Genomic DNA, 22248 nt, shown 5'->3' on the forward strand with positions numbered 1-22248 from the left:
AATGGAATTACGGCATTTGCGTTACTTTGTCGCCGTGGCAGAAGAGCGCAACTTCACGCGCGCCGCCGCGCGCTTGCACATGGCCCAGCCGCCGCTGTCGCGGCAGATGCAGCAGCTGGAAGAAATGCTGGGCGTGGCACTATTCGAAAAAGGTTCGCGCCCGCTGGCGCTGACCGAGGCCGGTACATTTTTCCTGGTCCATGCGCGCCATCTGCTCGACCAGGTGCGCGACCTGACAGCGATGACGCAGCGTATCGGCAAGCTCGAACGCACGCTGGCGATCGGCTTTGTAGCGTCCACCCTGTACGGCCAGCTGCCCGATATCGTGCACCGCTACAGCGAACTGCATCCGCAGGTGGACGTGAGCCTGCATGAGATGACCACCATGGAACAGCTGGCGGCGCTGAAGGATGGCCGCATCGACGTGGGCTTTGGCCGCCTGACGGGCGAAGACGCCAGCATCCGCCGCATCCTGCTGCGTAAAGAACGGCTGGTGGTGGCGCTGCCGCCCGGCCACCGCCTGGCCGGCAGTGGCGCCGGCTTGCGCCTGACGGATTTGCTGCACGACACGCTGCTGGTGTATCCGAAAGCGCCCCGGCCCAGCTTTGCCGACCAGGTGCTGGCCATGTTCAGCGCCGGCAATCTGACGCCGGGCCGCGTCAGCGAGGTGCGCGAACTGCAGATTGCCATGGGACTGGTGGCGGCCGGCCAGGGCATCGCCATCGTTCCCGAAAGCGTGCAGGCCATGCACCACCGCAGCGTGGTCTACCGCCCGCTGGAGGACACGCATGCGTATTCGCCGATCCTGTTCAGCGTGCGCCAGATGGACCACTCACCGGAACTGGAAAACATGCTGGCGGCCGTGTATGCGATCTACGACGAGCAGGGCATCGCGCATGTGAAGGAAAGCCTACGCGGCGTCGACCAGTAAGCCCGGCTGCAATGCGCGGATGCGCAGCTCGGTGAAGTAGCCGCCGGCCTCGTTGTAGCGCAGGTAGTAGCGGCCGCAATTGAGGCAGCGCGCCACCTGGCTGCGGTTGGCCGGATAGTAGCGCGGCGCGATCGGCGCGTCGACGCTGTCGTCGCGCGTACCGTGCGGATGGTATTCGGCAAACGAGGGCTCGTCGTACGGGTCTTCCACCAGCGTGCCGACTTCCTCGAAACGGTCCAGCTCCAGCGAGGTGGGCAAACGCTGCCAGGCGTCCAGCGGCACGCTGCAGCAACTGCAGGACTGGGTAATGCTGGCCGACGCAGCGGCAAATGCGGACAAGGTGGCAAAATCGATCAGTGGCATGATTTCTTTCAAATGGCGGGGCAAGCGGCATTGCCCGTTCCGAAACCGCGCACCACGGCCGCCATCTGCAACGAGATCGCCTGCACGGCGCGGCGGTGGCCCAGCACCAGTTCATCGTAGCCTGCCGCCGTCTTTTCATTGGCCACCGTGCGGCAGGTCACCACCTTGTTGCTGGCCAGTTCGCGCACGCTCCAGACGGCGTCGATCAGCGCATACTGGTTCATCACCGATTCGAAGCGCTGCACATTGGTGCTGATGCGGTACACCGGCAGCTTGTCCGGATACGGTGTGCGGAACACGTCGATGGCCCCCAGCTCACCGGTGACGGCGGTCGACAGCGCCTGGCCGATCTCGCCGGCCAGCGGCCCGGCCCAGCGCTGCTGCTCGAGCAGTTCGATGCGGCCCGACGGCGCCGTCACCACGAACTGGTTGCGGCTGACCTGCTGCGGCACGCTGACGGCCAGCATCTCGACGTAGTACTGCACCGGCTTGGCTGCTTGTGTGTCAGCGCCGCCGGACAGGGTATAGAAATGCTCGGGCTGCGGCGTCGAGCAGGCGCCCAGCAACATGGCCGCGCCCAGCGCTGCGAGTATGGTCTTCATTTCTGTTCATCTCCTTTTTTGCCGCGGATCAGCGACTCCGGGTGGCGTTCCAGATAGTCGGTCAGGGCGTTCAGCGACTGCAGGGTTTGCGTCAGCTGCTGCAAGGCCTGGCGCACGTCGGACTGCAGCGGCGAATCCTTTTGCAATACCTGTTCGGCGGTGCCAAACGTATTTTTTGCCGCCGTCAGGGTGCCGCGCATTTCCGGCACCACCTCGCCGTCAAGCTGCTTGAACAGGGCGTTGGCTTGCTTGATCGTCGCGTTCAGGTTATTGCCGATGTCGGCAAACGGAACCTGGTCGAGCTTCCTGGCGATGCTGGCCACCTGCGTCTGCAATTCATCGAGCGTGTTCGGCACGGTCGGCACTTCTAGCGGATACTTGCTGGTGTCGAGCGCCACAGCGGGCGCTTTCGGGAAGAAGTCGAGCGCGATATACAGCTGGCTGGTGAGCAGGTTGCCGGTGCGCAGCTGGGCGCGCAGGCCGCGACTGACCATGCGCTCGAGCATCTGGTTACTCCTGGACTCTTCCGCATCGGCCACCGCCGTCTGGAAACGCATGCCCAGGCGCGCCGGATACAGGTTCACGGTGACGGGCATGCGGAAGTTCTTTTTGACGGGATCGAACTCGATGCCCACCGAGCGCACTTCACCCAGCACAATGCCGCGAAAATCGACCGTGGCGCCCGGCTGCAAGCCGCGCAGCGACTGGTCGAAATAGAACACCGTGGTGATCGCCTCGCCATCGGGTTCGCGCATGGCGCTGGCCTCGTCGGGGGCCAGGCGGAAACCGGTATTGGCGGGCGCCGGCTCGGACGGCTTGCGGCCGTTTTCCGCCTCGAAGGCGATGCCGCCGATCAGCAGCGCCGCCAGCGATTGCGTGTTCAGTTTGAAACCGTTCGAATCGAGGCGCACGTCGACGCCGCTGGCATGCCACCAGCGCGCATTCTTGCCGACGAATTGATCATACGGCGCATTGACAAACACCGTCATGGAAATGCCGTTGCCATCCTTGTCCAGGCTGAAGCTGACCACCTTGCCCACGCGCAGGCGGTGGAAGAACACGGGCGAACCGACGTCGACGGAACCCAGGCTTTCCGCATGCAGGGTAAACAATTTTCCCTTCTGGTCGCCATCGACGGCGGGCTGGCTTTCCAGGCCCGTGAAGCTCTCTTTCTTCGCAACTGACTTGCCCGTGTCGACACCAATGTAGGCGCCCGACAGCAAGGTGCCCAGGCCCGTCACGCCGCTGGCGCCAATTTGCGGGCGCACCACCCAGAAGCGCGAATCGGCGGTGGCGAAGCGGCGCGCATCCTTGCTCATCTCGATCGTCACCAGCACGCGGCTCAGGTCTTCGCCCAAGTTGATCGCTCGCACCTGGCCGATCTCGACATCCTTGTACTTGACCTTGGTCTTGCCGGGCTCCAGACCTTCGGCGCTCTTGAAGCTGACGGTCACCGTCGGCCCCCGGTCGAGGATGGACCTGGCGGCCAGGCCGGCGCCGATCAGCGCGGCCAGCAGCGGGATCAGCCACACCAGCGACGGCAGCCAGCGGCTGGCCTTGTCCACGTCCGGTTCCGGCAATTGCCGCGTATCGGGCGCGCGGACGCCCTCTTCCTTGTCAGACATGTTGCTCTCCAATTGCCAGGTTTTTTACTGCGGGTTCATGTGGTTTGGCGGCGTCGACCGGATCCCAGATCAGGCGCGGGTCGAACTGCATCGAAGCGAGCATGGTCAGCACCACCACGGCGCCAAAGGCCAGCGCACCGGGGCCGGCCGTGATCACGGCCAGCGCATCGAAGCGCACCAGCGCCACCGTCAGGGTCACCACGAAAATATCGAGCATGGACCAGCGGCCGATGAATTCAACCATGCGGTACAGCTTTGTGCGTTGCTCCGGGCGCCAGCGCGAACGGCGCTGGGCAGTGAACGCCAGCAGCGCCAGGGTCGCCAGTTTCAGCATCGGCACCACCACGCTGGCAATAAAGATAATGATGGCCAGGCCTTTCGAGCCGCTGGTCCAGAAGAACACCACGCCGCTCATGATGGTGTCGTCTTCGACGCCGAACAGCGAGTGCGTATACATCACGGGCAGCAAGTTGGCGGGAATGTACAGGATTGCCGCGGCGATCAGCAGCGCCCAGGTGCGGTTGATGCTGTCCGGGTGGCGCCCGTGCAAAGTTGACCCGCAGCGCACGCACTGCGGATGCCTGGCCGTGCCGCCCGGTGGCGCCACCAGGCCGCAGCTGTGACAGGGCAGCAGCGCGTCGCCGGGCGCAAATGTCTTGTAGCGGATGCCGGGCAAGGCTTGCCGCGTCAGGTCGTCGCCGGCGTTCCACAGCGCCTTCGGATCGAACGAGACAACGATCGCCAGCATGATCGTCAGCGCGCCAAAGGCGAACAGGCCGGGGCGCGGCACCACCGTGGCCAGGCTGGTCATCTTGATGACGGTGATCAGGATGCCGATCATCAGCACCTCCGTCATGCCCCAGGCGCGCGCCGTCTGCACCGCGCGCAACACCAGGCTGAAGCCCGGCACTTTCACGCCCAGCCGCAAGCCAAGCGACACGTACAGCAGGGAACCCAGTTCGATCGCGGGAAACAGCATGGTAAACAAAAACACCATGGTGGCCACCACATGCATCTGCTCGTGCCACAGCACGCGGATGGCGCCCAGCAAGGTGGCGCTGGAGGTCAGGCCATTGACCTCAAGTTCGACGATGGGAAAGAACTGGGCGATCAGGAAAACCAAGGCCGCGCCCAGGGTCAGCGCCACCACCCGGTTCAGGTCGGCGGAAGTGCCGCGATACAGGACCGAGCGGCAACGCACGCAGCGCGCCTTTTCACGCGGGCGCAACGGGCGCTTGCGGTACAGCACGCCGCATTCATGACAGCTGATCAGGTCGTATCGGAGCACAGTGTGTAGTTTGCCGGCACGCGGTGCGCGACTTTCCCATATCAATGCCAGCTATCATATTACAAAACAGGCATATTTCTGCGCGCCGTCTTTTCTACCGTTCGCGCAACAGCGCCTCCACCGCGCGACCGATGGCCAGGATGCGCGCATCGGTGCCGTTCAGGCCGCAGATACCGAGACCGACGGGCAGTTCGCCTTGTCGCTGGCACGGCAGCGACAAGGCGCAGCCATCGAGGAAATTGATCACGCTGGCGTTGCGCAGCACCAGGCCATTGGTGGCAAAGAATGTTGCATCGTCCGAGGCCAAAGGCGCGACTTCTGGCGCGACGACGGCCACGCTGGGCATCAGCCAGGCGTCGTAGGGCGCCAGCCTTTGCTGCGCGATGGCGCGCAAATGGGCACGTGCGTCGAGCAGGTCGAGATACTCGGCCGCTTCCTGCTGCTGGCCACGCCGGATGCGGGCCGCCACGCGCTGGTCGTACTGCGCGCCCCGCTCTTGCAGCAAACCCCTGTGCCAGTGCCACGCCTCGGCCGCCACCAGGCCGCCACCGCTATTGATGGCCGGCAGTTGCAGCAGTTCGGGAAAATCAAACTTTTCCACCAGGGCGCCGGCTGCGCGCAACTGCGCCAGCGCAGCATCGAACGCCTGCTGCACCTGCGCGTCGATACCGGCGCCGACAAAGTCCGGCGTGTAGCCGAAGCGCAGCCCCCTCAGCGATGGCGCCTGCAAGGCATGCTCCTGGCCGGACAGCGCCGCGTGCAGAATCGCGCAGCAATCGACGCTGTTGGCGATCGGGCCGGCCGAATCGAGCGAACGTGACAGCGGCACCGTGCCGGCCAGCGACACCGTCGCCGCCGTCGGCTTGAAGCCGGTCAAACCGCAGAACGCCGACGGAATGCGGATCGAGCCACCGGTATCGGTGCCCAGCGCGCCGGCCGCCATGGCCAAAGCCACCGTCACCGCGCCACCGGAAGTGGAGCCGCCGGCCACGCGGCTGGCGTCGTGCGGGTTGCGCGGCGTGCCATGGTGGGGATTCAGGCCCAGCCCGGAAAATGCGAACTCGCTCATATTGGTGCGGCCCAGCAGCACGGCGCCGGCCGCGCGCAGGCGCGCCACCGCCACCGCGTCGCTGGCGGCCGGCGGCGCACCGGCCAGCGCCAGGGACGCCGCGCTGCTGACCTGGCCGCGCACGTCGAACAGGTCCTTGATCGAGATCGGGATGCCGGCCAGCGGCGAGGCCACCACCCCGGCGGCGCGCAGCGCATCGCTGGCGCGCGCTTCTGCCAAGGCCTGCTCGCCGTCCAGGCTGACATAGGCGTGGCCGCCCTGCGCACGGTGTTCTTCGGCGCGCGCCAGCATCTGCTGCGTCAATGCCACGCTGGTGAGGCGGCCGGCGGCAAGCTCAAGCGACAGTTCACGGATGGTCCTGCCCATTATTTCGCCGCCAAAAAATCCAGCAAGGTCAGGGCGATAATTTTGCTGGCCTTGCGCAAATCGTCCAGCGCCAGCCTTTCATCAGTCTTTTTCGCATTCGACTCGGGCACCGTGCGCGGGCCGGCGCCATACAGCACGGCGGGAATGCCATGCTCGCCGTAAAGGCGCGCGTCCGCATACAGGGGGGTGCCTTGGGCGGGGATGGTCTCGCCAAGAATCGCCAGCGCGTTTTTCTGCAGGTTGGCCACCAGCTGTTCCGAGCCGGGGAGCGGCCGCAGCGCATGCGACAGCAGCAGGCGGCGGATCTCGATGCGGATACCCGGTTCGCCCTGCACGGCGTCTTCGATCAGCGCGCGCACCTGCGCTTCGACCGCCACCGGATCTTCTTCGGGAATCATGCGGCGGTCCATCTTCATGGTGACTTTGCCAGGCACCACATTGGTATTGGTGCCGCCGTCGATGCGCCCCACCAGCATGGTCGGCGAGTCGATGCCGGGCACCTTGGACTTGATCTTTTTCAGCTCCGGCAACTGGCCGTAGATCGCGTTCAATATCTTGCTGGCCGCCTGCAGCGCATCGACGCCGGTCTCCGGCATGGCGCCGTGACCGGATTTGCCATGCACCGTGATCTCCAGCTGCAAACAGGCGTTATGCGCGGTGACGATGTTGTAGCTGAAACCGGCCGCGATGACGAAATCGGGTTTGGTCAACTTTTGTTCGAGCAGCCACCCCGGCCCCAGCAGGCCACCGAATTCCTCGTCGTAGGTAAAATGCAGCTCCAGCTGGCCCTTCAAGGGAATGCCGAGCGCTTCGAGTGCGCGCGTGGCGAAAACATAGGTGGCGAAATCGCTTTTCGACACGGCCGCCGCGCGCCCGTACAGGTAGCCATCGACGACCTGCGCGCCATACGGCGGATAAGTCCAGTTGTCGCCGGGCGGCACCACGTCGCCGTGGGCGTTCAGGGCGATGGTCGGCCCGCCGGCTGCGTACGGCCGGCGCACGATCAGGTTGGTGATGCTCTGCATGCCGTAGGCTTCTACCTGATCGGCAGGCACCGCATGCTGCTCGGCTTGCCAGCCATAGGCCTCCAGCAGCTGCGCCACTCTGGCCGCGTGCGGCGCGTTATTGCCCGGTGGCGTATCGGTGGGCACTTGCACTACCTGTTGCAGAAAAGCGACTTCCTCGTCGAAGTGGGCGTCGATCCAGTCGGTGATTCGTTGTTCTTGCGTGCTCATTTTGCTCCTTGCAGTGTCTGTTGCAGCCAGGTGCCCAGTTCCGTGCGCTCGGCGTCCGTCATATTGGTCAAGTTACCGATCGGCATGGCTTTCAGCTCGATGGCCTGCTTGTAGATTTGCGCCGCGTGCTGGCGGATTTCCGTTTCATTATCGAGCATCATGCCGGCCGGCGCGGTGGCAAAGCCGGGCTGCGTGGGTTTCGCGGAATGGCAGGTGGCGCAGCGCTGGACAATGATCGCCTGCACGGACTTGAACTGCGCGGCCTGGTCGACCACCGGCGCGGCGGCAACGGCCACCGGCGCCTTGGGGGCGATCGCCACCGCCACGCCCACCAGCAACGCCACGCCGATGGCCGGATAGCGCCACTCCACGCGGCCTTTGTGGCGCAGATTGAAGAAGTGGCGGATGAACACGCCGGCCGCCATGATCAGCGCCAGCACCAGCCAGGCGTGATCGTTACGGTAGGTCATCGCGTAGTGGTTGCTGATCATGATGAACAGCACCGGCAAGGTGAAGTAATTATTGTGCACGCTGCGCTGCTTGGCCTTCAGGCCATGTTTCGGGTCCGGCAGCTTGCCGGCCGCCATCGCTTCGACCATCTTGCGCTGGCCGGGAATGATCAGCATCAGCACATTGGCCACCATGATGGTGCCGATCATGGCGCCCACATGGATGTAGGCGGCGCGCCCGCTGAGCAAGTGCGTCAGCGCATAGGCGACCCCCACGATCAGCGCGAACACCACCACGCCGAACCACAATTCATGTTTGGCCAGCTTCGATCTGCACAGCAGGTCGTACACGGTCCAGCCGATCACCAGGGTGGCAATGCCAATGCCGATCGCCTGGCCGCTCGACAGGTCGGCCACCGACTTGTCGATCATCATGGCCTGGGCGTTGAAATAGTATGCAATGGTGAGCAGCGCAAAGCCGGACAGCCAGGTCGAATACGCTTCCCATTTGAACCAGTGCAGTTCCTTCGGCAGTTCGGCGGGCGCCACCAGGTATTTTTGCGGGTTGTAGAAACCGCCGCCATGCACCGCCCACAGTTCGCCCGACACGCCTTTTTTGGCCAGCTCGGAGCCGGGCGCGGGCGGCCGGATGGAGTTGTCAAGCCAGACGAAATAGAAGGAAGCGCCGATCCAGGCGATGCCGGTAATCACGTGCAACCAGCGGACGATCAGGTTCAGCCATTCAAGGCCGTAAGGGATCAGGTAGGCAAACACTTCCATATTATTCCTTGAGTTTATTCCTGGAGCTATAGCCGAACCCATATTCGTGCCAATTTACACAAGATAGCCGGATTCATCGCCCATCACATGAAATATATCGTATATTTGACATATCCAAATCGATATAAAGCCAGCCGCCGCCCATGTCCAGCCTGCCGCAACACCTCGACCTGCACCTGATTCGCATCCTTTATCTGCTGCTGGTGGAAAAAAATGTCTCGCGCGTGGCGCTCAAACTGAACCAGCCGCAGCCGTCTATTTCCGCTTCGCTGCGCAAGCTGCGCGAGCTGACGGGCGACCCGCTGCTGGTGCGCGGCGCGCGCGGCATGGTGCCGACCCAGCATGGCGAAAGCCTGCTCAACCCGGCCAAGCGCATCCTGGACCAGACGGAAAGCCTGTTCGTGCGCAAGACGCCGTTCGTGGCGCAGGAAGAAGCGCGCACCTTTCATATCGCCGCGCCCGATTACCTGGACAGCCAGTTCCTGCCGAACGTGGTGGCGCTGCTGCGGCGCGGGTCGCCGAAAAGCCGCGTGGTGCTGCACAGCCTGGGGCCCGGCATCGACCATATCCGGCAGTTGTCCGACGGCGGCCTGGACCTGGTGATCGCCAACTGGGACGAACCGCCGGCCCACCTGCATATTTCAAAGCTCTTCGAAGACCCGATCATCTGCGCCATGCATGCGGAAAACGCCTATGCGCGCCGCACCGCCAGCGACGCCATGACGCTCGACGATTATCTGAGCCTGCCCCATGTGGCGCCTTCGCCCATGATGCCCGGCTACCACGGCGTGATCGACTCCTTCCTGGAACGGCAAAACCTGCAGCGCAATGTGGTGGTGGAGTCGGCCTATTTCGGCCTGATCCCCTACATGCTGACGCAGACCGACCTGGTGCTGACCACCGGCCGCCAGTTCATGCGCTTCTATGAAAAGACCTTGCCGCTGAAAACCTATACGGTGCCGCTGAAATTTCCGCCTATGCGTTTTTACCAACTGTGGCACCAGCGCGTGCACCAGGCGCCCGAACACAAATGGCTGCGCGACCAGGTCAGCGCGGCGGCCAAAGCGCTGGTAAAGAGATAAACCAGAGATAAGCCTTATCAGCGACCGCATATAGCGCACGCCCTGCCCTGGCGCTATCATCACCGCTTGCATGATTGGATAACCATGACCTCCCTTTCCGACCTGAACGCCAGCAGCGCCGAGCAGTTTGTAGAACAACTGCATGGCATCTACGAACACTCGCCATGGATCGCCTTGCGCGCAGCTGGCGCGCGGCCATTTGCCAGCCTGACGGCCCTCAAGCGAGAACTGCAGCGGGTGCTGGGGCAGGCCTCTCCCGATGAACAGCTGGGCCTGATACGCGCCCACCCGGAATTGGCCGGCAAGGCGGCGATTGCCGGCCAGCTGACGGCCGAATCGACGCGCGAGCAGGCAAAATCGGGCCTGCACCTGTGCAGCGCCGAAGAATTTTCCACCTTGCAGCGGCTGAACGCCGACTACAACGCCAAATTCGGTTTCCCCTTCATCCTGGCCGTGAAAGGCCCGACCGGCGAAGGCCTGACGCGCCAGGACATCATCGCCACTTTCGCAAGGCGGCTGAAAAACCGCAGGCCCGACGAGTTGACGGAGTCGCTGCGCCAGATCAAGCGCATCGCCGAGCTGCGCCTGAACGACCTGCTCGGCGTGCGGCTGCCATTCGGCCCGGCCATCATGTGCCATTGCGAAACCCTGGCGGTGCACAGCGACAGCAGCTACAACCTGACCTGCGCCTACATGACGCCAGCACACCAGCAGACTGCCGCGCAACTGGCCGCCTGGATGCAGGAGGCCGGCATGCAGGTCACCATCGATGCGGTCGGCAATGTGGTGGGCCGTTACGAATCGAACCTGCCGGGCGCGAAAACCCTGATGACGGGTTCGCACTACGACACCGTGCGCAATGGCGGCAAATACGACGGCCGCCTCGGCATCGTGCTGCCGATCGCGGTGGTGCGCCATCTGCATGAATGGGGCGAACGGCTGCCGTTCCATTTCGAGATTGTCGGCTTTGCCGAAGAAGAAGGCGTGCGCTTCAAGAGCACCTTCCTGGGCAGCACGGCCGTGACGGGCAAGTTCGACCTGTCCTTGCTGGAACAGGTCGACGCCGATGGCGTCAGCATGCGCGACGCGCTCACGGCGGCCGGCCATGACGCCACCGCGATTGGCGCCATCGCGCGCGATCCCGCTGATTTGCTCGGCTATGTGGAAGTGCATATCGAGCAGGGACCGGTGCTGCTCGAACGCGACTTGCCACTGGGCGTGGTGACGGCGATTGCCGGCAGTTCGCGCTACCTGGTCAAATTGAACGGCCTGGCCAGCCATGCTGGCACCACGCCTATGACCATGCGCCGTGACGCGGCCAGCGCCGCCGCCGAAATCATTTTACTGGTCGAGCAGCGCTGCAACCAGGGCGAGGCATTGGTCGGCACAGTAGGACAGCTGAACGTGCCGAGCGGTTCCGTCAATGTGATTGCCGGCGCTTGCCAGCTGTCGCTCGATATCCGCGCCGCCAGCGACAGCGTGCGCCAGGCAGCCGTCGCCGACATCCTGGACGGCATCAACACCATCTGCGCGCGGCGCCAGATCGACGTCGAACTCGAACTGCTGCTGTCGGCCAGCGCGGCGCCGTGCGCGCCATGGCTGATGGAGCAGCTGGAATTGGCAGTGGGCGCCGTGGATGTCGTGCCTTATACCCTGCTATCCGGCGCCGGCCACGACGCCATGGCGATGGCTGCCATTACCGACGTGGCCATGCTGTTTACGCGCTGCGGCAACGGCGGCATCAGCCACAATCCGCTGGAAACCATGACGGCCGACGACGCCGATATCGCGGCGCAGGCGCTGCTGCATTTTTTGCGCAGCTTCCAGGCCAAAGGTTAGCTAACGACTGGAATACGCATGACGGGGATTTTTAAGTTATCGTGAGCGACAATCAACCGATATGGAGTTTGTCTTGAATAAATGTTTTATGCAGTATCTGGTAGCGCTGGCCGGCTTGCTGGCCGGCGACGCTGCCATCGCGGCAGATGGTTTCAGCCCGGTGGTCAGCGCGGGCGTCAGTTATAGCGGCGACGAGTGGCAGGCTGCCACTACGCCAGCCGGGCGCCCGGTCATGTTTCACGGCGGTGGCCGTTACAAGGTGGGTGGCGGCGTATCGTGGCAGTCCAGCCAGTATCCGGTGCAGGCCACGGCGCTGGTCAACTACCATTACGACCCACGCGCCGGATCGAATGGCAGCGCGAAGTTTTCGCGGATTCCGGTGGAAGGCATGGTGTATTACACGGGCCTGGAAACGGTGCGCTTCGGCGTGGGACTCAGTTACGTGGTGTCGCCGAAGGTCAAGACCGACCTTGATGGCGATCAACAGAGCATCCGCTACAAAAACGCCGTCGGCAGCGCATTCGAGATCGGCTATGCGTTAACGCCAAGATTGTGGAGCACCCTGCGCCTGAGCTCCGAAAAATACAAGCCGAAGCATGCAGGCGTGGCGCAGGACGCCGACGTCTCGGCGCTGTCGCTCAACCTGGCCTATCAGTTCTGACGGGTTTTTCGGCCACCTGCCGCGCCAGTTCATCGGCGACATGGCGGATCAGCGGTTCCCAGCCGACTATGGCCGGCTGACGGAACAGGCGCATGGCCGGGTACCACGGGCTATCGAGACGGCCACTTAACCAGCGCCAGTCCGGCAGGTAATCGGGCAGCAGCAGCCAGCACGGCTTGCCCAGCGCGCCGGCCAGGTGGGCCACGGCCGTGTCGACGCTGATCACCAGGTCGAGGTTGGCGATCAGCGCGGCCGTGTCGGCCATATCGGTCAGCGCCGCGCCGCCGGCGGCCAATGTGATTGCGTCCGATATTTCATCTTCGCCCGCGCCTTTCTGCAGGCTGACAAACTGCACGCCCTCCACCGCGCCCAAAGGCGCCAGCGCATCGAGCGAGGCCAGCGAACGCGCATCGTCGTTTTCAAATTGCGCATTGCCTTTCCAGGCCAGCCCCACGCGCAGCCTGGCTGGCGGCAGGCGTGCGGCCCAGTCCCGCACCGCTTGCGGCTGCGCACGCAAATAAAACGGGAAAGACGGGATCGTTTCCAGCGTGGTCGCGCACAGGCCGGGCAAGCTCAACACCGGTGCCCAATAGTCCCAGCCTCCGGCAGGTATCGCTTCGCCGATGGCGACTACCTCGTCGAGGCCATCGAGCGTTTGCAACAGCACCTTGAGCGGCGCATGGCACAACATGGAGACGTGCGCCGCGCCAAGCTCACGCAGCACCGCCACATAGCGGCACAGCATCAGCATGTCGCCCATGCCCGCTTCAGGACAGATCAGGATGGATTTACCGGAAAGTAGCTCGCCATGCCAGCGGGGAAAACGGAAATAGTCGCCAAAGGCGGTCGGCTGCGCACGCGCTTCGAGCATCTGCCAGCCTTCCGCCAGACGGCCCTGGCGCAGCAGCAGATAGGACAGGTTGTAGCGCGCGTTGGCATAGCTGCCATCGAGTGCGATCGCCTGGCGGTGGCAGCGTTCGGCCTGGGTTTCGCGGTGCACGGCGGCCAGCAGGGCACCGAGGTTGGACCAGGCCGAAGGCAGTTCCGGCGCCAGCGCCAGCACGCGGCGGTCGATGCGCTCGGCTTCCACCGGACGGCGCAGCCGCATCAATAGCGCCCCCAGGTTTTGCAGCAGATGGATATCGTCGGGTACGAGCGCGAGCGCGCGCAGGTAGCAACCTTCCGCGTCTTCCAGCAAACCTTGCTGCTCACGCATCCAGGCCAGGTTCGATAGCGCAAACACCTGATCAGGGTCAGCCTGCAAGGCCAACTGGAAGGCCGCCTCAGCCCCTGGCGTATCGCCGGCAGACAGCAGCTCGCCGCCACGCTGTGCATGCGTGGCGGCGAATTGCGAGATGGCGTCAGGGGAAATCATGGCGCCAGCATAGCACCGCCAGCACTACACGACGACGGCGCGCTCCAGCATCGCCAGCAGCAGCACATTGCAGCCCGCTTCCAGGTGGCCGGGTTTGGCGTCCTCGATTTCATTGTGGCTGATGCCGTCTTTGCAGGGTACGAAGATCATGCCGGCCGGCGCCAGGCGGGCCGCATAGATGGCGTCATGGCCGGCGCCCGAGACCACGTCCATTGCCGAGTAGCCGAGTTTTTCGGTGGCGTTGCGCACGGCGCCTACGCAGTCGGGGTGGAACGGCGTCGGTGCAAAATACGACACTTGTTCGAGCGTGATACCGAGGCCGGTCGCCGCCTGCGTGCGATCGATAAAGGCGCGGATATCGGCATCCATGGTATCGAGCAGTTCGTCGTTCACATTGCGCAGGTCGATGCTGAATTTCACTTCACCGGGGATCACGTTGCGGCTGTTCGGGAACACCTGCACCATGCCGACCGTGCCACGTCCATACGGTGGATAGCGGTGGGCAATCGCGACGACTTCCTGCATGATGCCGGTGGCGACCTGCAGCGCATCCTTGCGCAAACCCATCGGCGTGGGACCCGCATGCGCCTCCATGCCGTTCACCGTGCAGTCGTACCAGCGCAGGCCCATCACGGCCGGCACCACGCCGATGACGATGTCGGCGTCTTCCAGCACCGGGCCCTGCTCGATATGGGTTTCAAAGTAGGCGCCGATCGGATGCTCGCCCGGCACCTGCGGGCCTTTGTAGCCGATGCGTTCGAGTTCCTCGCCGACCGTCTTGCCTTCGGTGTCTTTCGCCGCATACGCGGTCTCCAGTGAAAACGCGCCGCAGAACACGCCCGAGCCCATCATCACCGGCACGAAGCGCGAGCCTTCCTCATTGGTCCAGAACGCGACCTCGATCGGCGCCTGGGTCCTGATCTTCAGGTCGTTCAGGGTGCGCACCACTTCCAGGCCGGCCAGCACGCCGTAGTTGCCGTCGAACTTGCCGCCGGTGGGCTGGGTGTCGATATGGCTGCCCGTCATCACCGGCGGCAAGGTGTTGTCGACACCATCGCGGCGCATGAAGACATTGCCGATCTGGTCGATGGTAATGCTCATGCCCGCTTCGCGGCCCCAGCGCACCACCAGGTCGCGCCCTTGTTTATCCAGGTCCGTCAGCGCCAGGCGCTTGACGCCGCCCTTGGCGGTGGCCCCGATCTGCGCCAGTTCCATCAGGGAGTCCCACAAGCGTTCGCCGTTGATACGTGGTTCAGTCATCAATAACTCCTTTGTTATACGGTGGTGGCGGAAAAAGCCGGGCGTTCGATATAGCGCCCCGCCCCTTCCACCGCCATCAGTTCACCCTTGTGGAACACCACCTTGCCGGCGGCAATCGTGGTGACGGGAATGCCGCGCACGGTGCGCCCTTCGAAGACATTGAAGCCGCCTTTCGCAAACTGGGTGGCGGCGGAAATCGTGCGCGAGGCCTGCGGGTCCCACAGCACGATATCGGCGTCGCTGCCGGCCGCGATCACGCCCTTGCGCGGATAGATATTGAAGATCTGCGCCGCATTGGTTGATGACACCTTGACGAATTCGGACGGCGTCAAGGTACCGGAATTGACGCCGGCATCCCACACCACGGCCATGCGTTCCTCGACGCCGCCGCAGCCGTTCGGGATGCGCGTGAAGTCGTCCTTGCCGGCCGCTTTCTGCTCGGCACAGAAGGTGCAGTGGTCGGTGGCGGTGGTGTGCAGGTTGCCGCTTTGCAGGCCGTGCCACAGCGCTGCCTGATGGTGCTTGCCGCGAAACGGCGGGCTCATGACGTGGCCGGCCACGTAGTCGAAATCATCGCTCTGGTACACGCTGTCGTCGATCACCAGATGGCCAGCCAGCGCCTCGCCATACACGCGCTGGCCATTGGCGCGCGCGCGGGTAATCGCGTCGAGCGATTCGGCGCAGGACACGTGCACGATATACACGGGGGTATTCAATACATTGGCGATCGCGATGGCGCGGTTGGCCGCTTCCGCTTCCACCGCCGGTGGGCGCGACAGCGGGTGCGCCTGCGGCCCGGTGATGCCTTTTTTCAGCAGGTCCTGCTGCAGCTGGTAGACCAGTTCACCGTTTTCCGCATGCACGGTAGGCAGCGCGCCCAACTCCAGCGATCGGGTAAAGCTCTTGATCAGGGTTTCGTCGTCGGCCATGATGGCGTTCTTGTATGCCATGAAATGCTTGAAGCTGTTGACGCCATGCTCGCGCACCAGCGTGCCCATCTCTTCATGCACCTGCTCGCTCCACCAGGTAATCGCCACGTGGAAGGTATAGTCGCCGGCCGCCTTGGCCGACCAGTCGCGCCACTGGTGATAGGCCTCGATCAGCGACTGCTTCGGTGCGGGGATGACGAAGTCCATAATGGTGGTGGTGCCACCGGCCAGGCCGGCCGCCGTGCCGGTGAAAAAGTCGTCCGACGTCACCGTGCCCATGAAGGGCAAATTCATGTGGGTGTGGGTGTCGATCCCGCCCGGCATCACGTACAGGCCGGCCGCGTCGATCACGGTGGCGCCGGCGGGGACAGTCAGATTGTCGCCAACGGCGGCGATCAGATCGCCTTCGATCAGCACATCGGCGCGAAAGGCGCGGTCGGCATTGACGACAGTGCCGCCACGTATCAGTGTAGTCATCCTTGTCTCCTCGTTTGGTAAAACACAAGCAAATCAGGCCAGCGGCGCCTGCTGCAACCGCGCCGGCGCCTTGCCCTTCATCATGACGCCATAGACCACGGCGGCAATCGCCACGCCGACAAACCAGGCGTAGGTGTAAATCGTCTTGAATGCTTCACCCACGCCAGGGAAAGCGGCAGGAAACGCAGCGTTCAGGAAGCCCGGGATATTCGGCAGCACGGCGATAATGAAGGCGACCAGCGCGGCCATGTTCCAGCCATTGCCATATGAGTAGACGCCGTCGTCGCGGTACAGCTGCTTCACATCGAGCTCGGTCTTGCGCACAAAATAATAGTCGACAATCAGGATGCCGGCGATGGGGCCCAGCAGCGCCGAGTAGCCGATCAGCCAGGTAAAGATATAGCCCTGGGTCGATTCGAGCACCTTCCACGGCATCATGACAATCGCGATGAAGGCCGTGATATAGCCGCCCATCTTGTACGACACCTGCTTCGGTGCCAGCGAGGAAAAGTCATACGCAGGGCCGACCAGGTTGGCCGCCAGGTTGACGCTGACGGTGTCGATCAGGAGGATAATCAGCGCGATCAGCACGGCGGCGCCCGTCATGCGGCTGGCCAGGTCGACCGGGTCCCAGATCGCCTTGCCGTACATGACAACCGAACCTGCGGTGACGATCACCGCCAGCATCGCCAGCAAACCCATAGGCACCGGCAGGCCTACCGACTGGCCGATAATCTGGTCGCGCTGGGTCTTGGCAAAGCGCGTGAAGTCGGGAATGTTCAGCGCCAGGGTGGCCCAGAAACCGACCATGGCGGTCAAGGATGGCCAGAACACGACCCAGAACTGGCCGGCTTTCTTCCCGCCTTCGATGAATTGCGACGGTTGATCCAGCAGGCTGCCCACGCCGCCGGCCTTGCCGTGCACCCAGTACAGCAGCACGAAGCAGATCAGGATTTTCAACGGCGCGGTATAGGTTTCCAGTTTGCGGATCGCCTCCATGCCGTGCAGAATGTAATAGAACTGGATCGCCCAGAACGCCAGGAAGCACAGCAGCTGGCTGCCATTGATGCCGAGGCCCGCGATCTTCTCGCCGCCCAGCTCATGGCCCAGCAACACGCCCATCAGGGTGTAGATCATCTGGCCGCCGAACCAGGTCTGGATGCCGTACCAGCCGCAGGCGACGATCGCCCGCATCAGCGCCGGCAGGCGCGCGCCGGTGGTGCCGAAAGAGGAACGCGCCAGCACCGCGTACGGAATACCATACTTGGTGCCGGCATGGCCGATCAGCAGCATCGGCAGCAGCACGATGGCGTTGGCCAGGAACACCGTCAGCACGGCCTGGTAGCCGGACATGCCACTGTCGATCAGGCTGGCCGACAGGGTGTAGGCCGGTATGCACATCACCATGCCGACCCACAGCGCGGCGAAGTGATACCAGCGCCAGGTACGCTGGGCCGCCGTGGTGGGCGCCAGGTCTTCATTCCATAGCTGCGTGTTGCCTGAATAGTCGTGGTTCACAGGTAGACTCCATCGGTAGCGGGATACGGGAAAGGGAAAGGGAGTTGCGGTAAAAATCGAGCTTACCGCAATTGCCAGTGAATGTTTATCAAATAAACATACGCAAAAAGCGTGCCCTACTGTTTATACCGTTTCCAGCACCGCTCTGGGATTCCTGGGGTCCTGCGTCCAGTTCATGTACGGCTTGCCCGTGGTCTGCGGCACCATCGTGATGCAGCCCTGCACCGGACAGGTGATTTCGCACAGATTGCAACCCACGCATTCTTCCTTGATCACCTCGTAGGTGCGCGTGCCGGCGGCGTCGATCAGCTGCGCGATCGACTGGTGCGAGGTGTCTTCGCAGGCCACGTAGCACTTGCCGCATTTGATACAGTCGTCCTGATTGATCTGCGCGATCACATGGTAGTTCATGTCCAGGTATTTCCAGTCGGTGGTGTTGGCGACGGCCTTGCCGGAAAAGTCGCTGATGCGCTCATAACCCTTTTCGTCCATCCAGCGCGACAGGCCGTCCTTCATTTCTTCGACGATGCGAAAACCATGCAGCATGGCGGCCGTGCACACTTGTACGCAGCCGGCGCCCAGCGCCAGGAATTCGGCCGCGTCGCGCCAGTTGCCGATGCCGCCGATGCCGGAAATCGGCAAACCGTGCGTCAATGGATCGCGGGCGATTTCAGCCACCATGTTCAGCGCGATCGGCTTGACGGCCGCACCACAGTAACCACCGTGGGTGCTGGCGCCGCCGACGATCGGCAAGGCCACCATGCGGTCCAGGTCGAGCGAGGTAATCGAGTTGATGGTGTTGATCAGCGATACCGCGTCGGCGCCGCCGGCCTTGGCCGCGCGCGCCGGCATGCGCACGTCGGTGATATTGGGAGTCAGCTTGACGATCACCGGCAGACGTGAATGTTTTTTGCACCAGGCGGTGACCATCTGCACGTACTCGGGCACCTGACCGACAGCCGCGCCCATGCCACGCTCCGGCATGCCGTGCGGGCAGCCGAAATTGAGCTCGATGCCGTCGGCGCCCGTCGCTTCCACTTTCGGCAGGATATCGGCCCAGTAGTGCTCTTCGCACGGCAGCATCAGGGAAACGATCATGGCGCGGTCGGGCCAGTCCTTTTTCACCTGGGTGATTTCGCGCAGATTGATTTCAAGCGAGCGGTCGGTAATCAGTTCAATATTGTTGAAGCCGACCACCTCCCGGTTCTTGCCATACAGGGCAGAATAGCGCGACGAAACATTGACGGCGGCCGGGTCCTCGCCGAGGGTTTTCCATACCACGCCGCCCCACCCCGCTTCAAACGCGCGCACCACGTTATAGGCCTTGTCGGTCGGTGGCGCGGAGGCCAGCCAGAAAGGGTTCGGCGCCTTGATGCCGCAAAATTCGATGCTGAGATCAGCCATTATGCAGCCTCCACTTTGTTCAAGATATCGGAATGGATGGCCATTGCGGCCAGCTTGCCATGCTGCACGGCTTGCACCGTCAGGTCCTGCCCCGGCGCCACGCAATCGCCGCCCGCATAGATGCCTGGCAGCACCGTGCGAAAACCGGCGTCAACAAAGATCTTGTCGCCATCGCGCTGCAACAGCGCCGCCATCGGATCAATCAATACGCCGGTGTCCAGGCTCTGGCCGATGGCCTTGAAGATGGCGTCGGCCGCCACGTCAAACGTTTCGCCGGTGCCGAACAAACGCGTGCCTTCCATGCGGGTTTTTTCAAAGCGCATGCCGGCCACTTTGCCCGTTGCGTCCAGCAGTACCTGCTGCGGCTGGGCCCAGGTCAGCATGCGCACCTGGTTGGCCTTGGCGATCTCCTGTTCGTGGTGGGTGGCGGTCATGGCGTCGAAACCACGGCGGTACACCAGGGTGACTTCCTCGGCACCCAGGCGCTGTATCTGCACCGCCATGTCGATGGCGGTATTGCCGGCGCCAATCACGATGGCGCGTTTCGGCACCGGCAGCGCGGCCAAGTCGTCGGCCTGGCGCAGCGCGCTGATATAGTCGACGGCAGCCAAGAGGCCCGGCGCCTCTTCGCCCGTCAGCCCCAGCTTGCGGCTGGCACCGAGGCCCAGGCCCAGGAACACGGCGTCGTACTGCGCATGCAGCTCGCGCAAGTGCAGGTTCTCGCCCAGCACCTGGCAACATCGAATCGTAATGCCGCCGATGCCGAGCAAAAATTCCACTTCCTTCTGCGCGAAGTTATCGGTCAGTTTGTATTTGGCGATGCCGTATTCATTCAGGCCGCCCGCCTTGCTTTCCTTTTCAAAGATCACCACGTCATGGCCCAGCATCGCCAGGCGGTGCGCGCACGACAGGCCGGCCGGCCCCGCGCCGACGATGGCGATGGTCTTGCCGGTGGCAGCCGCGCGTTTGAACGGATGGCTGGCAAACTGCATGTGGTCGACCGCGTAGCGCTGCAGCAGGCCGATTTTCACGGGCTGGCCTTCGGCGTCGTGGTTGCGCACGCAGACGTCTTCGCACAGGATCTCGGTGGGGCAGACGCGGGCGCAGCTGCCACCGAGGATATTGCTTTTCAAAATGCCGGCTGCCGCGCCGTTGATGTTCTTGTCGTGGATATTGCGGATAAAGCTGGCCACATCGATCTCGGACGGGCAGATGCGGCTGCAGGGCGCATCGTAGCAATACAGGCAGCGCGCGCTTTCGATGGCGGCCTGGCGTGCCGTCAGCGGCGGCGCCAGGTCGGTAAAGTGGCCCGCCAGCTCGGCACTGGGCAGGGCCGCATGCGGCAAGTAATTCAGGGATTCGATCATCACGCTTTCCTCTTGTTCGCTACGGTGAATGGTTTTTTGACGCCTTTACTTCTCCATTACTTCATCTGTGGAAAAGCAAATTCCACACCAGCGCTGGCGGTATTGGGCCAGCGCTGCATCACGGCCTTGTGGCGCGTGTAGAAGCGCACCCCCTCGGGGCCATATGCATGGTGGTCGCCAAACATGCTGCGCTTCCAGCCGCCGAAACTGTTGAAGGCCATCGGCACCGGCAGCGGCACGTTGACGCCCACCATGCCGACCTGGATCTGGCGCACGAATTCGCGCGCCACGCCGCCGTCGCGCGTGTAGATCGCCACGCCATTGCCATACTCGTTGGCGTTGATCAGGTCCACCGCATGTACCACGTCGGGCGCGCGCAGCATGCACAGCACGGGGCCGAAAATTTCTTCCTTGTAGATGCTCATGTCGGGCGTGACATGGTCGAACAAGGTACCGCCGACAAAGAAGCCGTTTTCGCGCCCGGCCACCACATGGTTACGACCATCGACCACCAGTGTGGCGCCCTGCTCCACGCCTTCTCCTATCAGTTTTTCGATGCGCTGCTTGGCGGCAGAAGACACTACAGGCCCCATTTCCGCACCATGCTCCATGCCGTCGCGCACTTTCAGTGCGGCCGTGCGCGTTGCCAGTGCAGTGACCAATTTGTCGCCGGCGTCGCCGACCGCCACCACCACCGAAATGGCCATGCAGCGCTCGCCGGCCGAGCCGTAGGCCGCGCCGATCAGGGCGTCGACCGTCATGTCCATGTCGGCGTCGGGCATCACAACCATATGATTTTTCGCGCCGCCCAGAGCCTGCACGCGCTTGCCGCTGGCGCTGCCGCGCGCATAGATATATTCGGCGATCGGAGTCGAGCCCACGAAGCTGATCGCCTGCACCACCGGGTGGTCCAACAAGGCGTCGACCGTGACTTTATCGCCCTGCACCACATTGAAGACGCCGTCGGGCAGGCCCGCGTCTTTCAGCAGTTTTGCATGCAGCAAGGACGCCGACGGATCGCGCTCGGACGGTTTCAGCACAAAGGTATTGCCGCAGGCAATCGCCACCGGAAACATCCACATCGGCACCATCACCGGGAAGTTGAACGGCGTGATGCCGGCCACCACGCCGAGCGCCTGGCGCATCGACCAGGCGTCGATGCCGCGCGAAATCTGGTCCGTGAATTCGCCTTTCAGCAGTTGCGGTATGCCGACGGCAAACTCCACCATCTCGATGCCGCGCGCGACTTCCCCCTGGGCGTCGGCAAAGGTCTTGCCGTGTTCGCGCGTGAGCATGGCTGCAAATTCATCGGTGTGCTGCTGGCACAGTTGCAGGTAGCGAAACAGCACGCGCGCCCGGCTCAAAGGCGGCGTGGCGGACCACGAAGGAAAGGCGGCGGCCGCGGCCTGCACTGCCGTGTCGACGTCTTCTGCGGTACCCAGAGCCACGCGCGCCACAGGCTCGCCCAGGGCGGGGTTGTAGACGTCGCCGTAGCGGCCGCTGGTGGTGTCGACTTTGGCGCCGTTGATAAAGTGGGTAATCGTATCGAGATCGTTCATGATGTTCCTTTTTTAAACCCAAAAGCAAGTGCCGGGGTCGGACGGGGACGCCGAGTCACTGAGGGTCCG

Annotated in this window: 18 protein-coding genes; 4 read left to right on the forward strand and 14 right to left on the reverse strand. The window is 63.4% G+C overall.

Annotated features, from left to right (window positions below; genetic code table 11):
- Position 1: 1 nt before the first annotated feature.
- The gene (locus AC0Z42_RS11865) at positions 2–931 is read left to right on the forward strand and encodes a LysR substrate-binding domain-containing protein (RefSeq protein WP_485468419.1); all 930 of its coding nucleotides are present in this window, start codon (positions 2–4) and stop codon (positions 929–931) included.
- Here the strand turns inward: AC0Z42_RS11865 and AC0Z42_RS11870 are convergent.
- The 7 genes from AC0Z42_RS11870 to AC0Z42_RS11900 form a co-directional block, all read right to left on the reverse strand.
- Entirely contained in the window at positions 911–1294 is a 384-nt protein-coding gene (locus tag AC0Z42_RS11870; RefSeq protein WP_485468420.1) for a hypothetical protein, read from the reverse strand. The two genes, AC0Z42_RS11865 and AC0Z42_RS11870, sit on opposite strands and share 21 nt — an antisense overlap.
- An 8-nt stretch (positions 1295–1302) precedes the next feature.
- Positions 1303–1896 carry a PqiC family protein gene (locus AC0Z42_RS11875; protein WP_485468421.1) on the reverse strand — a complete coding sequence of 198 codons (594 nt, stop codon included), beginning with the start codon at positions 1894–1896 and terminating at the stop codon, positions 1303–1305.
- Entirely contained in the window at positions 1893–3521 is a 1629-nt protein-coding gene (locus tag AC0Z42_RS11880; protein ID WP_485468422.1) for a PqiB family protein, read from the reverse strand. The genes AC0Z42_RS11875 and AC0Z42_RS11880 overlap by 4 nt, the downstream gene beginning before the upstream one ends.
- Complete coding sequence (locus tag AC0Z42_RS11885; protein WP_485468423.1) at positions 3514–4809, reverse strand: paraquat-inducible protein A; 1296 nt, start codon at positions 4807–4809, stop codon at positions 3514–3516. Before AC0Z42_RS11885 ends, AC0Z42_RS11880 begins: the two co-directional genes overlap by 8 nt.
- A gap of 94 nt (positions 4810–4903) precedes the next feature.
- Positions 4904–6244: an amidase gene (locus tag AC0Z42_RS11890; RefSeq protein ID WP_485468424.1), complete on the reverse strand. Its 1341-nt coding sequence runs from the start codon at positions 6242–6244 to the stop codon at positions 4904–4906.
- On the reverse strand, positions 6244–7479 hold the full coding sequence (locus AC0Z42_RS11895) for a M20/M25/M40 family metallo-hydrolase (RefSeq protein WP_485468425.1): 1236 nt from the start codon (positions 7477–7479) through the stop codon (positions 6244–6246). Before AC0Z42_RS11895 ends, AC0Z42_RS11890 begins: the two co-directional genes overlap by 1 nt.
- Positions 7476–8708: a urate hydroxylase PuuD gene (locus AC0Z42_RS11900; RefSeq protein WP_485468426.1), complete on the reverse strand. Its 1233-nt coding sequence runs from the start codon at positions 8706–8708 to the stop codon at positions 7476–7478. The genes AC0Z42_RS11895 and AC0Z42_RS11900 overlap by 4 nt, the downstream gene beginning before the upstream one ends.
- A 143-nt stretch (positions 8709–8851) precedes the next feature.
- Between AC0Z42_RS11900 and AC0Z42_RS11905 the strand changes: the two genes are divergently transcribed.
- From AC0Z42_RS11905 to AC0Z42_RS11915, 3 genes are all read left to right on the forward strand, one after another.
- A complete protein-coding gene (locus AC0Z42_RS11905) occupies positions 8852–9790 on the forward strand; it encodes a LysR substrate-binding domain-containing protein (protein WP_485468427.1) in 939 nt (312 codons plus the stop codon).
- 84 nt (positions 9791–9874) lie between these two features.
- Positions 9875–11629, forward strand: a complete 1755-nt coding sequence (locus AC0Z42_RS11910) for an allantoate amidohydrolase (protein WP_485468428.1) — start codon at positions 9875–9877, stop codon at positions 11627–11629.
- 73 nt (positions 11630–11702) lie between these two features.
- The gene (locus AC0Z42_RS11915; RefSeq protein WP_485468429.1) at positions 11703–12290 is read left to right on the forward strand and encodes a hypothetical protein; all 588 of its coding nucleotides are present in this window, start codon (positions 11703–11705) and stop codon (positions 12288–12290) included.
- Here AC0Z42_RS11915 and AC0Z42_RS11920 read toward each other — a convergent pair.
- The 7 genes from AC0Z42_RS11920 to AC0Z42_RS11950 all read right to left on the reverse strand — a co-directional run bounded on the left by AC0Z42_RS11920 (position 12268) and on the right by AC0Z42_RS11950 (position 22179).
- Positions 12268–13665: a tetratricopeptide repeat protein gene (locus tag AC0Z42_RS11920; protein WP_485468430.1), complete on the reverse strand. Its 1398-nt coding sequence runs from the start codon at positions 13663–13665 to the stop codon at positions 12268–12270. The genes AC0Z42_RS11915 and AC0Z42_RS11920 overlap by 23 nt on opposite strands.
- A 24-nt stretch (positions 13666–13689) precedes the next feature.
- On the reverse strand, positions 13690–14925 hold the full coding sequence (locus AC0Z42_RS11925; protein ID WP_485468431.1) for a Zn-dependent hydrolase: 1236 nt from the start codon (positions 14923–14925) through the stop codon (positions 13690–13692).
- A gap of 14 nt (positions 14926–14939) precedes the next feature.
- Positions 14940–16331, reverse strand: a complete 1392-nt coding sequence (gene hydA / locus AC0Z42_RS11930) for a dihydropyrimidinase (RefSeq protein WP_485468432.1) — start codon at positions 16329–16331, stop codon at positions 14940–14942.
- 33 nt (positions 16332–16364) lie between these two features.
- On the reverse strand, positions 16365–17849 hold the full coding sequence (locus tag AC0Z42_RS11935; RefSeq protein WP_485468433.1) for an NCS1 family nucleobase:cation symporter-1: 1485 nt from the start codon (positions 17847–17849) through the stop codon (positions 16365–16367).
- A 123-nt stretch (positions 17850–17972) separates the two neighbouring features.
- Positions 17973–19253, reverse strand: a complete 1281-nt coding sequence (gene preA / locus AC0Z42_RS11940; RefSeq protein ID WP_485468434.1) for an NAD-dependent dihydropyrimidine dehydrogenase subunit PreA — start codon at positions 19251–19253, stop codon at positions 17973–17975.
- Positions 19253–20620 (reverse strand): NAD(P)-dependent oxidoreductase, encoded by a 1368-nt coding sequence (locus tag AC0Z42_RS11945; protein WP_485468435.1) that lies wholly within the window; start codon positions 20618–20620, stop codon positions 19253–19255. Before AC0Z42_RS11945 ends, preA begins: the two co-directional genes overlap by 1 nt.
- Before the next feature lie 56 nt (positions 20621–20676).
- Positions 20677–22179 (reverse strand): CoA-acylating methylmalonate-semialdehyde dehydrogenase, encoded by a 1503-nt coding sequence (locus AC0Z42_RS11950; protein WP_485468436.1) that lies wholly within the window; start codon positions 22177–22179, stop codon positions 20677–20679.
- Positions 22180–22248 lie beyond the last annotated feature (69 nt).

The organism is Janthinobacterium sp. 1L-D-8-B-C4 (genome assembly GCF_057291295.1).